Source organism: Streptomyces violaceusniger Tu 4113 (assembly GCF_000147815.2).
Taxonomy (GTDB): domain Bacteria; phylum Actinomycetota; class Actinomycetes; order Streptomycetales; family Streptomycetaceae; genus Streptomyces; species Streptomyces violaceusniger_A.
Genome location: NC_015957.1, coordinates 2,813,749 through 2,829,367 on the forward strand (window position 1 = coordinate 2,813,749; position 15,619 = coordinate 2,829,367).

Consider the following 15,619-nt stretch of genomic DNA (forward strand, 5'->3'; position numbering starts at 1 on the left):
GCGCGTGCGGTGCGGCGGTAAAGATCACAGACAGTCCCGGGGCAGCGTCTCGTTCCAGGTGCGCGAGAACACCCGCCGGTCGCCCTCGTAGCCGTCCAGTGTGGCGTTCACGAAGAACTCGGTCTCGCTGGAGCGCAGCACCGTGCTCGTCACCACGCGTACGTCCCAGTCGTCGCGGTGGAAGCGCATGGTCCAGGTCGACTCGCCGCCGACCGAGGTGAAGTCGTCCGCGACCGCGGTGTAGCGCTCGTACGCCCGGCGGCCGACATCCATCCCGATGTCCTCGAAGCGCTGGGTGCCCGCGTCCTTGACGATCTCCAGCTCGGACCGGTAGCCGACCAGGTCGCGCTTGACGTCCCAACGCTCCTCGCGGGGGGTGAGCGCGGTGGTGGCGACGGGGGGCGTGCCCTCGGGCTCCCCGAACGGGCGCTGGGGCCGATCCTCGCCCGACGAGGCCCGGCGCAGCGGCAGCGTGAGGGCGCTGGTGGCCTCGTAGACGGTCAGCAGCGCGGGCCTCGGCGGGGGCCAGGCGAGCGGCCAGTACGACGTGGACAGCGACAACCGGATGCGGTGACCGGGCGGAAACGCCTGGGCCACGCCGTTGAGCCGGACACGGGCGCGGTAGCGCCGGCCGGGCTCCAGCGGCTCGGGGTCACCGATGGTCTCGCGGTGGGCGACATTGAGCAGACCGTAGGTGACACGGGTGGCGCGGCCGTCCGGAGCCACATCGGAGAGCCGGGCGGCCACCATGGCCACCGGTTCATTGACCGACAGGTCCAGTTCGACGGAGGGCGAGCCGAGGATCTCCACCCGCTCGGTGAGTGGATCGGTCTCGAACACCAGCGAACCGCCGTCCTCCTCCCGCTGGTCGTACGGCAGGTCCGGAGGCGCGTTGTAGGAGGCCCACTTGCCGGCGAACTGGCCGACAGACAGCGGCGATTGCACGGTCAGCGGCTCGCCCTGCGCCTCCTGCCCGGACGATGTGTCATCGGGGGCGCCGATGCGCCTGCCGGTCAGCGGGTGCACGGCGGGCTCGACGTTGGGGGAGGGCCACCGGGGCTCGGCGATCCAGCGGCCGGGCCGCTCCTCGTAGGAGGTGGACGGCGCCACGCTGTCCTGCATCCACGTCCACAGCATGGGCCCGTCCATGACGCCGTTGTCCACGCCCTTCAGCCAGTGGTCCCACCACCGCACCACTTCCTGGAGGTAGCCGATGGCCGGGCCCGGCTCGCCCAGGTGCGGGTACTTGTGCGACCACGGGCCGATCAGCCCCCTGCGCGGTACGTCCAGCTGGCCGAGCAGCCGTGTCACGGCGTTGGAGTAGCCGTCCGCCCAGCCGCTGGAGGCCAGCACGGGGCACTGCACGGCCTGGTAGTCCTCGCCCACCGAGGCATGCCGCCAGTAGTCGTCGCGGCGCTGGTGGCGCAGCCACTCCAGCACCCAGGGGCGGGCGTTCTCCAGCCGCTCGTGCCACATCTCGCGCCAGCGCTCGCCGACCACCGCCGGGTCCGGCGGACATGTGGCGTAGGCGAACATGGTGCCCGCCTCGGCGAGGTTGTCGGACAGCAGGGCACCGCCCATGTAGTGCATGTCATCGGCGTACCGGTCGTCGGTGAAGGAGGCGATGACGATGGCGCGCAGACTCGGCGGCCGCCGGGCGGCCACTTGCAGGGCGGCGAAGGCACCCCAGGAGATGCCCATCATGCCGGTGGCGCCATCGCACCAGGGCTGCTCGGCGAGCCACGCCAGGATCTCCTCGGCGTCCGTCTGCTCCTGTCCCAGGTATTCGTCCGTCAGCACCCCCTCCGACTCCCCGGTGCCCCGCAGGTCGACGCGCACGCAGGCGTAGCCATGACCGGCGATGTACGGATGGTGGATGGAGTCGCGTACGGAGGTCAGATCCCGTTTCCGGTAGGGGATGTACTCCAGCACCGCGGGCACCGGCTCCTCGTCCGAGGACGTGGGACGCCAGATGCGCGCCGACAGGCGAATGCCGTCGGACATGGGGATCGTGACGTGTTCCTCTTCCTTTGTCGCGCACGGCAGATTGCTCACGAGGCGCATAGGGCCGATCTGCTCCTTCCCTGGTGGCGGGGGTGCACGGGTGCCCACGGACGCCACCGGCACACCGGCCGTGTCCGTGGGCGGTCGCAGCCGGGGCTCAGCCCCGCTCCCTGTCCTGTTCGTTCTTCCGCTTCTCGTCCTGCAGACCGCCCGGGGCGGTGGCGTCGAAGAGGCGGTTCAGGGCGGCGACACAGCGGTCGTACTTCTCGCGCAGGTCCTCCTCGCTGTCCCCGCCGGTGAAGATGTGGGCGAGTTCGAAGCTGTAGCTGTCCTGCTGGTCCATCTGCGACAGCCGCTGCCCCTCCTCGGGGACCACATCGATCCGTACGCCCGGGATCTCGCGCTCGATCCGCTCGATCTCCTCGTCCACGGGGGTGTCATGGACCACGCCGTCGGCGAACCACCGGTAGTACCACTTGGCGGCCATCCGGTAGGGGCCGGCGCGGTACGGCAGGGCGGGGTCCTCGCCGAGGGCGAGGCTGACCATGCAGTGGTGATTGGACACCCCGTCGACGTAGGCGAAGAGTTCGGCGTGCGACTGGGAGTGCCGGGGGTTGATCTCCAGGAGATTGATCTCGTCCGTCCCGGCGTCGTAGAAGTACTCGATGCTGAACGTCGCCCCGTCCATGCCGATCTGCCGCATGACCCGCCGGGAGACGTCATGCAGCCGCTGGATCACGGGCTCCGGCAGGGCCGAGGGGTACTGGTGGCGCAGGAAAGAGGGGCTGTCGGGGTAGTCGATGGAGTCCAGCACGCCGTAGACGGTGACCTCGCCGTCGTGGACGTATCCCTCCACGGCGACCTGGACTCCGCTCAGCGCTTCCTCCGCGAGGCACACCTGGCCGCCCACACCCTCCATCTCCGGGGGGAGGTCCAGCCGTTCGAGGACGGCCTCGAAGGGCTTGCCGACGCGGCCGATGCCCGCACGGATCTCGCCGACCGCCGTACGGAACTGCTCCTCGTCCTTGACGGAGAAGGCCAGCTCCGAGGAGTACGCGAGGGCCGGCTTGAGCCACATCGGGAAGCGGACACCCTCCGGTGGCTGTGGGTCCCGCGCCTGCAGATCCACCCGGCCGAACCGTGGGCACTCATCGATCACCTTCTGCTGCTCCAGCCGACTCCAGTACTTGTGCTCGCACTTGACGACCGACTCCAGACTCGTGCTGCGCGTGCCGTAGCGCTCGCCGAGAATCGGTATGAGTGTGCTCACCGGGAAGTCCCAGTAGCCGACGATCGCGTCGATGCTGCCCTCGAAGGCATCCAGCACACCCTCCGCCTTGGCGATGAGATCCGCCACGGACACCTCGCCGCTCTGCAGATCCTCGATGGTGAGCAGGCGGTGGAACCGGTACCGGTCGGCACCGGGGCCACTTTCCAGAATGGGCTCATTGGCCTCGTCGAGGCCGATCACAAAGATGTTCTTCTCGGCCGTGTTCTTTTCGGCCGTGTTGTTCTCGTCCACTGGGTGGTCCCTCCCTGGTCCGTCGTTTTCCGGCGTCCTGAGTACCCCCCAGCGGGCGGCCAATCCCGATGTGACGTGGCAGTTCGGAGTGACTTCCTGCCGTCTCAAGGGGGAGAGCTGTTAGGCGGTGGTGGGTTCGTTTACGCTGTCGCTCGCTTGAATGGTGAGAGACGGGGTGACGGGGAGCATGTCCCGATCGGACCATGGTCGACCGGCGATGCCGCCTGTTGATGCGGGGGGACAACCGGGGTGGCCGATATCTCCGCCACCCCACAGCCCACTGGGGCATGCGGATCCTCCCCAAGCCGGCCCGTACCGGCTGGAGGCGATTCTGGGCGCGGGCGGGATGGGCCGCGTCTACCTGGGGCGGACACCGGCCGGCAGCGCGGTGGCGGTCAAGGTCGTACATCGCGAATACGCGGGCGACGCGACGTTCCGCAAGCGCTTCGAGCAGGAGGTGGCGGCGGCCCGGCGGGTGCAGGGGCTGTACACCGTGCCGGTCGTGGACGCGGATCTGCGGGCCGATGAGCCCTGGCTGGCCACGGCCTACGTGCCCGGGCCGTCCCTGCAGCACGCGGTCGCCGACAGCGGGCCGTTGGCGGCCGACGCGGCGCTGGGGCTGATCGCCAGGGTGGCGGAAGCCCTGCAGTCCATCCACGCGGCCGATGTGATCCACCGTGACCTGAAACCCTCCAACATCATCCTCACCGCCGAGGGCCCCAAGGTCATCGACTTCGGTATCGCCCGGGCCGCGGATGTCACCACGGTGACCGCTACCGGGATGCGCACCGGAACGCCCGCCTACATGGCGCCCGAATACATCAGGGGGCAGAACGTCACCGAGGCCGGTGATGTGTTCGCCCTCGGAGTCGTCGCCCACTTCGCCGCCACCGGCCGGCTCGCCTTCGGCGGCGGCACCGACCACGGCGTGGTCCACCGCATCCTGGAACAGGCCCCCGACCTCGACGGCTGCCCCGAGCCCCTTCGAACCATCGCCGCGCGATGCCTGGAGAAGGACCCGGAGCGGCGGCCGACCCCCGCCGAGGTCATCGAGCAGTGCCGCCAGGTCTCCACGGCGGGGATCGCCGACGCCCACCCACGCACCGTGGTGTCCCCGTCAGGGCCCGAGCGCGGGACACCCGGCCCGCTCGACGCCCCTGGTGCGCCGGGCGCCCCCGGCTTGCCCGACGCCGAGACACGCACATCACTGTCGCCGCGCGGGTCCGGGCCCGCCGCCCCCGTACCGCCGCCGTCCGCTCCGGCCGCGCACGACCCGGCACGGGGCGCCGCCCTCGGCGGTCCCGCGACCCCACCGAGTGCGGACACCTCGCCGAACCCGCCGGTGCCGGACCCGCTCACCACGCCCGCGCCGGGGCTGCCCGTACTGCTCAGCGGAGTCGGGATCCTCGTCCTCGCCGTCGTCCTGATCGCCGTCTACCTCCCCGGCTCTTCCCCCGACCGCGGCCCCGGCTACCCCTATCGCTCGTTCGAGCCGACGGCCGCTATCGGCCCCACCGGGCAGTCCAGGGACACCGAAGGCATGGCGTTCAGCCCGGACGGCAAGACGCTCGCCACGAACAGCGACGATGGCAAGGTGCGACTGTGGAATGTCGCCGACCGCAAGCCACGCGCCACCTTCATCCAACGCGACAGCGTCGGGAATGACGGGTTCGGGGGCCGCGGTGTGGCGTTCAGCCCCGACGGCAAGCTCCTCGCGGCCACCAATATGACCGGCTGGCTGACCATGTGGGACGTGGCCGAGCACCGGCAGGTTCGCTTTCTCGGTACCACAGTCGATGGCGGCGAAAGGGTGGCCTTCAGCCCGGACGGCAAGCTGTTCGCCACCGGCAGTCAGACCGGTTCGGTGTTCCTGTTCGACACCAACAACCACAAGGACGACATACTCGCCTACTACGACCAGGAGGCCAACGTCACGGGAGTGGCCTTCAGCCCGGACGGCCGGACGCTGGCCTCCGCGAGCGACGACTCCGACAGCAACCTCACCCCGAAACACTCGGTGCGGCTGTGGGACGTGGCACACCGCGATCCGGAACCCTACGGCCAGGACGATCCACGGCTCACCATCTCCCCCGCGCAAGGAGTCCTGAGCCTGGCGTTCAGTCCGGACGGCAGGACCATCGCCACCGGCAGCTACGACGACACGGTGCGGCTGTGGGATGCGAAGACCGGCCGTCAGCGAGCCACCCTCGGCGACTCCTACCAGGCGAGGGTCGACCACCTGGCGTTCAGTCCGGATGGCAAGACGCTCGCCGCCCCCGCCGGACGAGGACTGTTGCTGTGGAACGTGGCCACCCGCAAACCACGCGCCATCCTGGTGACCGGCGCGCAGGGGCCGGAGAGCACGGTCCGGGACGTGGCCTTCAGCCGGGACGGCCGCCTCATCGCGGGCAACGACACCAAGCACCACAAGGTGTACCTGTGGAAGAACCCCGAACAGAGCGCGCGGTGAGAGTTCGCCGCGGCGGTTGCCCCTGACGCAGGGGCAACCCCGCAGCATGGGCGGCATGACGAGGATTCAGCACTTCACGGTCCACCACGACGGCGTCACCATCCCGGTGTCCCGCGGCGGTCGGGGACGGCCACTTGTCCTGTGCCCCGGCCTCAACTCCACCCAGGCCGATCTGCATGAGCTGACCGGGCACCTTCGACGCGACCACGACGTGGTGACCTTCGACCTCAGGGGCCATGGCCTCGCCTCGGCCGCCGACCGGTATTCCTTCGACGCGTTCCTGAGTGATCTCTTCGCCGTGCTGGCGGACCTGGAACGCCTCGACCTGCCCTCGCCGCCCGTGCTCGTGGGCTACTCGCTGGGCGCGGACCTGGCCGTGCACTATGCCGCCGAGCGTCCTGACGGCGCGGCCGGGCTCGTCCTCATCGACGGGGCGAACCCGCTGCCCGAACCGTTCATCACCGACGCCGACCTGCCGGAATTCCGCGCCATGGCGGAGGATCCGGCGACGCGGCGGGAGATCGAGCGGGCCAAGGGCACCGCCCGGCAGGTGCTGCTCACCGCCCGGCACGTCCTCGACCTGCAGCTCGAGATGGATGTGGTGCGGTCCGCAATCCTCGACCGGTACCGGAAGATCGACTGCCCCATCAACATGATCATGTCGACGTCGATCGCCGGCGACAGCACCGAGGGGCGTGCGCCGCGGCACAACCGGCTCTGGCGTGCCGGTATCGACCGCCTCGTCCGCGAGCGCCCGCACATCTCCACGTCCTGGCTCGACGCCGACCACCGCCTGGCCTTCACCCACGCCCCGGAGATCGCGGAGATCATCCGAAGCGCACACCCTCGGCCCATGGGCTGACTTCGCGAGCGACCGAGGAGACTGACCCGATGCTGACCATCGGCGAGCTGGCGTCGTACGCCGGAGTGACGGTGCGCGCGGTGCGGCACTACCACGCCAAGGGGCTGCTGCCGGAGCCGGAGCGGGACCACTCCGGCTATCGGAGGTACGGCGCCGACGCCGTCGTCGAGCTGATCAGAATCCGGACCCTCGCCGAGGCCGGGGTACCGCTGGCGCGCGTACGGGACTTGCTCCGGGCCGACGAGGAGGGGTTCGCCACGGCGGTCACGGACATCGACAAGCGGCTGCGGGCGGAGATCCGGGAGCGGCAGCGGCACCGCGAGCGCATCGCCCGCCTCGCCGCCGGGGACAGCCTGGCCCTGCCCCCGGAGGTGGTCGAGTTCCTCGACCGACTGCGGGCGCTCGGGGTCGACGAGCGGATCGTCCAGGTCGAACGCGACGGCTGGATCCCACTGGCCGCGCACGCACCCGAGCGGGTCCCGGAGTGGATGGCACGCAAACGGGAGCAGATCGCCGACCCCCGTTTCATCGCCTTCTACCGCACCCTGGGCCAGGCACTCGACCGCACCGACGACGACCCACGGCTGGTCGAACTGGCCGACCAACTGGCCGCCTACCTCACGCAGATGGCCGAGGAGCGGGGCGCGGACTACATCGACGATGCCGACATCGCGCCACCGCTCGCCAAGGTGATGGACACCCTCGCCTTCGACACCATGCCATCGGCCCGCCGGCTGATCGAGCTGCTGAAGCAGCGGGGCTGGACCGGCTGGACCAAGCTCGAGCGCGTGGCCGCGCCACCCGACCGCGGTCAGGCGGCAGGCAGCCCGCCACGAGTATCCGGTGGCGGGCCCGGCCGCCGGTGATGAGGATCGCGGCATGCATGTCTTCCTGGAGACCGAACGGCTCGTGCTGCGCCCGCTCACCGAGGCCGACGCCGACCACCTCTTCGCGCTGGACAACGACCCCGACGTCATGCGCTTCCTCAACGGCGGCAAGCCGACGAGCCGCGAGACGCTCCACGCCCAGATCCTGCCCCGCCTTCTCCACGACCACCCGTGCTTCGGCACCCGCGGCTACTGGGCCGCCGAGGAGAAGGTCACCGGAACCTTCCTGGGCTGGTTCGAGTTCCGCCCCCTGGACGACCACAGCCCCGCCGTGGTGGAACTCGGCTACCGGCTGAACAAGGCCGCCTGGGGCAAGGGTTACGCCGAGGAGGGTGCGCGGGCCCTGATCCACAAGGGCTTCACGGACCTCGGGGTGGAGCGGGTCACCGCGGACATCATGGCGGTGAACACCCGCTCGCGGCGGGTGATGGAGAAGGCGGGTCTGTCGTTCCTCCGGAACTTCACCGGGGACTGGCCGGAGGCGATCGAAGGATCCGAGCACGGCGAAGTCGAGTACGAGCTCACGCGGGCCGCCTGGGAGCAACGCCGATAGCCGCCCTCAGCCTCGCCGCGCACATGCGGCCGGTCGGGCGCGCACATGCGGTCGGCCGATCGACGCGTAGGCCGGATCAGCTGTGCGTGGTGGCCGGTGGACCGGCCACGGTGGTGAGCCGGAGCTTGGTCTCGTCCTCGCTGCCGGGGGCGGCGGTCATGATGACGATCTTGAGTTCGGAGTCGCCGTCGGTCAGGGTGTCGCAGTCCACCGTGACCGGGCCCACCAACGGGTGGTCGATCGTCTTGTGGTCCTCGCGGTGCGCGGCCACCTCTCCGGTCGCCCATAGCTCGGCGAACCTCCGGTTGCCCGCGTTCAGCTCGCGGATCAGCGCGCCCAAGCGGCCGTCCTGGGGGAAGCGGCCGGTGGCGCGGCGCAGATCGGAGACGACGGCGGCGTCGGTGGCGGCGCGGTCCGTCTCGGTCACCGGCCACCGCGCGAGGTGGGCGGGAGCGGCGTCCACCGGGAACCGGTCGCGAGCGAAGTTGCGCAGCCGCGGCGGCGAGGCGGAGGGATCGCCCAGAAGGGCGGTCCACCCACGGTTCCACCACACCAGTTGCCAGTCCGCCGCGAACACGGCAACCGCCACGTCCCCGAGCCGGGCGAGTACCCGCTGCACGCCGGGCGGAAGATGGTCGGAGATCGCACCGTCCACCGGCGGGACGAGCTGAGCCAGCCGGTACAGGTGATCCCGCTCGGCGGTGGACAACTGCAGGGCGCGCGCCAAGGACGCCACCACCGACACGGAGGGTGTTGTGGCCCGCCCCTGCTCCAGGCGCACAACGTAATCGACCGACACTCCGGCCAGCTCGGCCAGTTCCTCGCGCCGCAGTCCGGCCGTCCGGCGCCCGCGGGCCACCGGCAGCCCGGCGGCCGACGGAGGCAGCCGGTCCCGCCAGGTGCGGATCATCGCGCCCAGTCCGGTTCCGGGGGTCGTCGGCATGCTCGCCATCCTCCTTCATTCGCGGTCGTGCCTGTCGGCGCGAAGGTGGTACTGGTCTTCCTACCGTCGAAGCCTCCCTGGTCCGCCACCTTCGTCGGGACCAGCATCGAACGCATGACGATCACCTTCATCACCGGAGCCAACAAGGGTCTCGGCCGTGAGACCGCCCGCCGCCTGATCGAGTGTGGCCACACCGTGCTCGTCGGTGCCCGTAACCGCGAGCAGGGCGAGGAGGCCGCCGCCGCGCTCGGCGCACGCTACGTCCCCATCGATGTGACCGACGACGCGTCCGTGGCCGCCGCGGCCGCGAACGTCGCCGCACACGAGGGAAGGATCGACGTCCTGATCAACAACGCCGGTGTCCACGGCCCCGTCGGCGACCCCGGCGACCTCACCGCCGCCGACGCCCACGCCGTCCTCGACGTCAACGTCATCGGCGTCATCCGCACCACCACCGCGTTCCTGCCGCTGCTGCGCCGCTCGGACGATCCTGTGATCGTCAACGTCAGCAGCGGGATGGGCTCCCTCGCCCTCACCCACGACCCCGCCCGGGCCGAGTCGCGCGTCGTCGTGCCGCTGTACACCGCCTCCAAGGCGGCGCTGACGATGTTGACCACGCAGTACGCCAAGGGGCTCGAGGGCATCCGGGTCAACGCTGCCGACCCCGGATACACCGCGACCGACCTCAACGGGCACAGCGGCCCCCAAACCGTCACCGAGGGCACGGACGCGATCGTCGCCCTCGCCACCGAGGGGCCCGGCGCCGGCACCGGCCGCTTCGTCTCCCGTGATGGCGAGATCGCCTGGTCCTGAAACAGCCATAACCGTGTGTCCGACCGGGCGGGCAACGACGGAAATCGTTGTTGATGCCGTCGCCCACGGGCCATATCCGCAGTCCCGGGTGGCTGGTGCTTACGTGCTTAATCACCGAGGCTGACGCGTCATTACCTCATCACACTCAGGGAGTGAGCATGGGCTTTGACCTGGCGCGCCGTCGTCTTCTGTCGGCCGTGGGCGCAGCGGGTGTCGCGGGGGCTCTCGGGCTGGGCGGCTCCGACGCGTTCGCGGCCTCCGGCCGTGGCTCGTCGGGATCCCGGGGCTCGTCCGGATCCCGTGGCTCGTCGGGATCCCGTCGTTCGGCCGCGACGATCATTCACGGTGGGCGGGTGCTGACCGGTCTGCCGTATGTGCCGCAGCAGGAGGCCATCGCCGTGGGGCGGGACGGGAAGATCCTCGCGGTCGGCCCGGCGTCCCTGGTGCGCCGGCTGGCCGGGAGGGACACCGACTTCGTCGACGCGCGCGGTGGCACCGTCATGGCGGGGATCATCGATGCGCACGCACACTGCCTGGAGGCCGGGTCGCGCACCCTCAACCCGTCCCTGGGCAATGAGACGTTCACCGTCGCCGCACTCCAGGCGAAGCTCACCGAGTTCCTGAACGCGAGCAAGGACCAGGAACCGGACGGATGGCTGGTGGTGGAGGACTGGAACCCGGTCGGCCTGCCCGCCGGGACCGAGACCCACCACCGCATCCTGGACGCGCTGCCGACCCACCGGCCGATCGCGCTCAGGGGCTCGGACGCCCACAACACCTGGGTCAACAAGCGCGCCCTCGATCTGGCGAAGATCACGTCGAGTACCCCGGATCCGGCCGGGGGCCGCATCGTCCACGACTCGGCCGGAGCGCCGTCCGGATTGCTGAAGGACACCGCGCAGGACATCGTCGAGGCGGTGATTCCGCCGCCGGACCGGGACAAGCTGCTCGCCGCCGAGGCGAAGGCCCTCCGGCACGCGGCGTCCAGCGGCATCACCACGTACATGGACGCGGCCACCCGGACCGAAGGACTCGGCACCTATGCTGACCTGGCCGACTCGGGCCGGCTGCTCCAGCGGGTCATTCCGGCGCTGCGCCTGGACCTCGACCTCATCCGCGACCCGAAGGCCGCGCTGGCCTACGTCGAGGAGCAGCGTAAGAAGTACGCAGAGGTGCCCGGCCTGTGCTTCGGGACCGCGAAGGTCTTCCTCGACGGAGTGATCGAGTACCCCGCGCAGTCCGCCGCGCTGCTGGAGCCGTACCTCGACGGCCACGGCAAGCCCACCGACAACCGCGGCGACTTGTACGTCACCTCCACCGAGTACGGGCGTCTGGCGGCCGTACTGGACCGGGCCGGCTGGCAGTTGCACGCGCACGCCATCGGTGACCGCGCGGTGCGCACCGCGCTGGACGGCTACGAGGCGGCGATACGGGCCAACGGCCGCCGTGGCAACCGGCACACCATCGCCCATCTGCAGTTGGTGCACCCGGACGACTACCGGCGCTTCGCGCCGCTGGGCGTGGTCGCCTGCATGCAGTTGCAGTGGGCGATGCGCGATGTGTGGACGGTGGACGCCCTCCTGCCCTACATCGGCCCGGACCGCCACCGGCTGATGTATCCGGCGCGCAGCCTGGAGCGGCACGGCGCGGCGCTGGCCGGGGGATCGGACTGGCCGGTGGACCCGCTCGACTCCTTCAACCAGATCCGCACCGCCATCGACCGGAAGGGCGACGACGGGGCGCTGTACCCGGAGCGGGAGGGCATCAGCCGAACCACCAGCCTGCGCATGCACACGGCGGGTTCGGCCCATCAGCTCCGTATAGACGGCGAGACCGGTGTGCTCACCCCGGGCCGGGCCGCCGATGTGATCGTGCTCGACCGGGATGTGACCCGGGTGCCGGTCAAGGACATCACCGGTACGAAGGTGCGTCTGACACTGGCGGGCGGCAGGCGCATCTGGGACGCGGATCGGCCGGGCGCGCCGGCCTCCGCCACTTCGTTGGCGGCCCGGCCCGCCTCCCTCGCCTCCGTGCACGGCCGCCATGCCGCCTGCGGGTGTCAGGGCTGACCACCTGTCCACCTGGCGTACCGCGCTGCGTTGGCCGGGTGTGCCCGACAGGTGTCCAGTTGCGTGGCGCAGGCGGCGGCGATGGCGCGGAACGCCGGTGGCACATAGTCCGGACTGCCGAGCACGAGCCGGTCGGGGCGTCCCGGGATCCGCAGGGGTGCGGCGCCGCCGACGACGAGGATGCGCGTCCGGGCTGTCGCGGCCGCGGCGAGCGGCGCCGTCGTGGTCGTGACGGCGGTGTGTTCGTGGCCGGGGGCGGGGCGGGGCGGGGCGGGGCGCGGCCACGACCGCGTCGGTTCCGGCGAACAACCGGCCCATGTGGCCGGGGTCGTTCGCATCGCCCTCGACGGCGGTCGCCCCGGTTGGCAGGACGGTGGGCGGCTCTGTGCGGAACACCGCGATGAGGTCATCTGGAGCGGTTTCAGCCGCACACCGGCGGCGACCGCCTTCCTCGCCGCGCTCGACATCACGGCAACGGACTCCTGACCTCGGGGCCCGGCGCTTCCGTCATGACGTGTGCCGGCGGGATCGGCGCATCGAGGAGGACCGAACCTCCAGACGGGTCTCGATCACCACGGGCGGCGGCGTGTGCGGCGGGTTCTCCACCAGGCTCACCAGTGCGTCGACGGCCGCCGCCCCGGCCTGCTCCGGGGCCAGCGACACCGTCGAGACGGGCGGGGTGGTGCGCCCGTAGGCCGGATCCTCGCTGCTGCACACCACCATCAGGTCGTCCGGCACCGAAAGACCGCACCGCGCGGCCGCCTCCAGGACCTGACGGCCACAGGGGTCGTACAGGCCGAACACCGCGTCCGGCCCGCCGCCCCTCCCGCCGTCCCCGGTCAGCAGGGCGTCCAGCCGCGGTTCCTCGGAGCCGTCCTCGGCGAACGGGACAACACACGGCCGCACACCGGTGCCCGAGCACCACCGCCGGTAGGCCGTCACGCTCGCGCGGGTGTAGTACTCCTGAGTGGGCCCGGCGATCAGCGCGATCCGCTCCGCGCCCTGCCCGGCCAGATGTTCCAGGACGCGGCGGGTCATGGCCTCGTGATCGGTGTCGACCCAGGTCTCCCGCGCCCGCAGCTCGCCGGGCCGGCCATCGAACACCAACGGCAGGCCGCGAGCGCGCAGCAGCCGCACCACGGGGTCGCTGGGCGGACTGTCGACCAGCACCACCCCGGCCGCGGGCAGGGCGCGCCACATGTGTTCGGCGGGCCCCGAGGGCATCGCCATCAGCGCGTAGCCACGCCGATGGGCGGCGATGGTGGCCGCGCTGATGGCCTGGGCGAAGTACGGCACGCTCGCGAAGTCCCACGCACTTTCACCATGAGCGGTCACCGCGAGCCCCAGGGTGCGCCCGCCGCCACCCGCCGGGCCGTAGCCGAGCGCACCGGCCACCGCCTTCACCCGGGCCCGCGTCGGCTCCGAGACCCGGCCCGTGCCGTTGAGCACGTTGGACACCGTCGCGGTCGACACCTCCGCCGCCCGTGCCACGTCCGCGATCGTCACCTTGGACACGCCCGGCAGAATACGCTCCCGCGCCGCCCTCGACCGCCCCCGACGCAGGCAGCCGCTGACCTCCGGGTGGGTGCGGCGCACCCACCCGCGGCTCCCTTGTCCTGATTAGCCTGGCCGTCGTGGAAAGCGAGAACAAGCTCGGTGACTATCTGCGCGCCCGCCGCGCGATGACCGCGCCGCCCGACGTGGGATTCCCCGACGACCCTTCCCGCCGGGTTCCCGGTCTGCGGCGGGATGAGGTGGCGCTGCTCGCCGGGGTGAGCACGGACTACTACATCCGGCTGGAGCAGGGCCGTGAGCGGCACCCGTCCGAGCAGGTGCTCCAGTCGATCGCGCGGGCGCTGAGGCTCGACGACGCCGCGGCGGCGCATCTGTTCCGGCTCGGCCTGCCCGTCCTCGGGCCGTCCGTGTCCTCGACGGCGACCGTCGGCCCCGAGCTGCGGCGACTGATGGACGGCATGCACGACGTGCCCGCCTTCGTCGTCGGCGCGGCCCAGGACGTCCTCGCCGCGAACGCGATGGCGCGGGAGCTGTACCGCGGTTTCGCCCGGTACGACAACCTGCTCCGGATGATCTTCCTTGATCCCTTCGCCCAGAAGTTCTACGGCGACTGGGAGAAGGCGGCGTGGACCGCGGTGAGCAATCTGCGGGCGTCGTCGTCGCGGTTCCCGGGCGATGAGCGCATCGAACGTGTCGTCGGCGAGCTGAGCGTGCGCAGCCCCGCGTTCGCCACCTTGTGGGCCCGCTACGAGGTCCGCCCGCGCACCCACGAGGACAAGCACTTCCGGCACCCGCGGGTCGGTGAACTCCATCTGCACTTCGAAGCGCTGGCCGTCACCAGTGCCCCGGGCCAGCACCTGTCCGTCTACAGCGCGGAACCCGGCAGCACCAGCGGCGATGGCCTGATCCTGCTGCGCCGGCTCGCCGAGCAGAGCGCCGCTTCCGCCGAGCAGAGCGCCGCTTCCGCTGAACGGGACACCACCACAGAGGAAGGAAACCTCCGCTCGTGACCGCATCCCTCGCCCACGCCACCGGCAGTTTCGAGATCGCCGGGAAGAAGGTGGGCCGGTTGGGCTTCGGCGCCATGCGACTCACCGGACTCGGCGTGTGGGGCGAACCAGACGACCGCGAGGAGTGCCTCCGCGTGGTCCGCCGCGCCGTCGAACTCGGCGTCCAGCTGATCGACACCGCCGATTCCTACGGGCCGCACATCAGCGAGGAGATCATCCGGGAGGCCATCCACCCCTACCCGGACGACGTCCTCATCGCCACCAAGGCCGGTCTCACCCGCAACGGCCCCGACGTGATCGAGACCGATCAGGGACCGGTGCGCCGGGGCCCCGCGGCATGGCCGCCGGTCGGGCGCCCGGAATACCTGCGCCAGCAGGCCGAGATGAGCCTGCGGCGCCTCGGCCTGGACCACATCGACCTGTTCCAGCTGCACCGCGTCGACCCGAAAGTCCCGCTGGAGGACCAGGTCGGTGAATTGAGGGCACTCCAGGACGAAGGCAAGATCGTCGCGATCGGCCTCTCCCAGGTCGCCGTCGACCAGATCGAGCAGGCCCGGCGGATCGCCGACATCGCCACCGTCCAGAACCGCTACAACCTCACCGACCGCGGCTCCGCCGACGTTCTCGACCACTGCACCCGCCACGGCATCGGCTTCATCCCCTGGGCCCCGGTGGCCGCCGGCCGACTCACCCGGCCCGGCGGACCGGTCGACCGCATCGCCTCCGCACACGGCGCCACCCCCTCCCAGGTCGCACTCGCCTGGCTGCTGGCCCACTCCGAGACCACGCTGCCCATCCCCGGCACCTCCAAGGTGGCCCACCTCGAGGACAATGTGGCCACGGCACAACTGCGCCTGAGCGGCGAAGAGATCGCCGAACTCACCGACGCCGTATGACGGCCACGCCCGCGCGGCCGGCCTCCCCGTGTGCGCCCTCACCTGCGCACCGTCACCTGTGCACCTTCACCGACG

Annotated in this window: 13 protein-coding genes; 9 read left to right on the forward strand and 4 right to left on the reverse strand. The window is 71.1% G+C overall.

Annotation, left to right across the window (positions count from 1 at the left end):
- Positions 1–24: 24 nt before the first annotated feature.
- Both STRVI_RS12255 and STRVI_RS12260 read right to left on the reverse strand, forming a co-directional pair.
- Positions 25–2,064, reverse strand: a complete 2,040-nt coding sequence (locus STRVI_RS12255; RefSeq protein WP_014055962.1) for a CocE/NonD family hydrolase — start codon at positions 2,062–2,064, stop codon at positions 25–27.
- A gap of 97 nt (positions 2,065–2,161) precedes the next feature.
- Positions 2,162–3,526 carry an ATP-grasp domain-containing protein gene (locus tag STRVI_RS12260; protein ID WP_014055963.1) on the reverse strand — a complete coding sequence of 455 codons (1,365 nt, stop codon included), beginning with the start codon at positions 3,524–3,526 and terminating at the stop codon, positions 2,162–2,164.
- A 187-nt stretch (positions 3,527–3,713) separates the two neighbouring features.
- Between STRVI_RS12260 and STRVI_RS12265 the strand changes: the two genes are divergently transcribed.
- Genes STRVI_RS12265 through STRVI_RS12280 form a run of 4 tightly spaced genes read left to right on the forward strand, consistent with a single transcriptional unit; the run spans position 3,714 to position 8,298 of the window.
- Complete coding sequence (locus STRVI_RS12265; protein WP_043235803.1) at positions 3,714–5,996, forward strand: serine/threonine-protein kinase; 2,283 nt, start codon at positions 3,714–3,716, stop codon at positions 5,994–5,996.
- A 55-nt stretch (positions 5,997–6,051) separates the two neighbouring features.
- Positions 6,052–6,858 (forward strand): alpha/beta fold hydrolase, encoded by an 807-nt coding sequence (locus tag STRVI_RS12270; RefSeq protein WP_251982605.1) that lies wholly within the window; start codon positions 6,052–6,054, stop codon positions 6,856–6,858.
- A gap of 29 nt (positions 6,859–6,887) precedes the next feature.
- Positions 6,888–7,724 carry a MerR family transcriptional regulator gene (locus tag STRVI_RS12275; protein ID WP_014055966.1) on the forward strand — a complete coding sequence of 279 codons (837 nt, stop codon included), beginning with the start codon at positions 6,888–6,890 and terminating at the stop codon, positions 7,722–7,724.
- A gap of 13 nt (positions 7,725–7,737) precedes the next feature.
- Positions 7,738–8,298 carry a GNAT family N-acetyltransferase gene (locus STRVI_RS12280; protein WP_014055967.1) on the forward strand — a complete coding sequence of 187 codons (561 nt, stop codon included), beginning with the start codon at positions 7,738–7,740 and terminating at the stop codon, positions 8,296–8,298.
- A 76-nt stretch (positions 8,299–8,374) separates the two neighbouring features.
- Here the strand turns inward: STRVI_RS12280 and STRVI_RS12285 are convergent, their stop codons facing one another.
- Positions 8,375–9,241 carry a helix-turn-helix transcriptional regulator gene (locus STRVI_RS12285; RefSeq protein WP_014055968.1) on the reverse strand — a complete coding sequence of 289 codons (867 nt, stop codon included), beginning with the start codon at positions 9,239–9,241 and terminating at the stop codon, positions 8,375–8,377.
- A 114-nt stretch (positions 9,242–9,355) separates the two neighbouring features.
- Here STRVI_RS12285 and STRVI_RS12290 point away from each other — a divergent pair, with 114 nt between their 5' ends.
- The 3 genes from STRVI_RS12290 to STRVI_RS12300 all read left to right on the forward strand — a co-directional run bounded on the left by STRVI_RS12290 (position 9,356) and on the right by STRVI_RS12300 (position 12,609).
- Positions 9,356–10,054, forward strand: coding sequence for an SDR family NAD(P)-dependent oxidoreductase (locus tag STRVI_RS12290; protein ID WP_043238587.1), 699 nt, complete (start codon positions 9,356–9,358; stop codon positions 10,052–10,054).
- Positions 10,055–10,212: 158 nt separating this feature from the next.
- Positions 10,213–12,123: an amidohydrolase gene (locus tag STRVI_RS12295; RefSeq protein WP_014055970.1), complete on the forward strand. Its 1,911-nt coding sequence runs from the start codon at positions 10,213–10,215 to the stop codon at positions 12,121–12,123.
- Between the two features lie 180 nt (positions 12,124–12,303).
- A complete protein-coding gene (locus tag STRVI_RS12300; RefSeq protein WP_043235808.1) occupies positions 12,304–12,609 on the forward strand; it encodes a hypothetical protein in 306 nt (101 codons plus the stop codon).
- 21 nt (positions 12,610–12,630) lie between these two features.
- Here the strand turns inward: STRVI_RS12300 and STRVI_RS12305 are convergent, their stop codons facing one another.
- A complete protein-coding gene (locus tag STRVI_RS12305) occupies positions 12,631–13,638 on the reverse strand; it encodes a LacI family DNA-binding transcriptional regulator (RefSeq protein ID WP_251982606.1) in 1,008 nt (335 codons plus the stop codon).
- Between the two features lie 119 nt (positions 13,639–13,757).
- On the opposite strand from STRVI_RS12305, the gene STRVI_RS12310 reads away from it, so the two are divergent.
- Positions 13,758–14,648: a helix-turn-helix domain-containing protein gene (locus STRVI_RS12310; RefSeq protein ID WP_014055972.1), complete on the forward strand. Its 891-nt coding sequence runs from the start codon at positions 13,758–13,760 to the stop codon at positions 14,646–14,648.
- Entirely contained in the window at positions 14,645–15,544 is a 900-nt protein-coding gene (locus tag STRVI_RS12315) for an aldo/keto reductase (protein ID WP_014055973.1), read from the forward strand. Before STRVI_RS12310 ends, STRVI_RS12315 begins: the two co-directional genes overlap by 4 nt.
- Positions 15,545–15,619 lie beyond the last annotated feature (75 nt).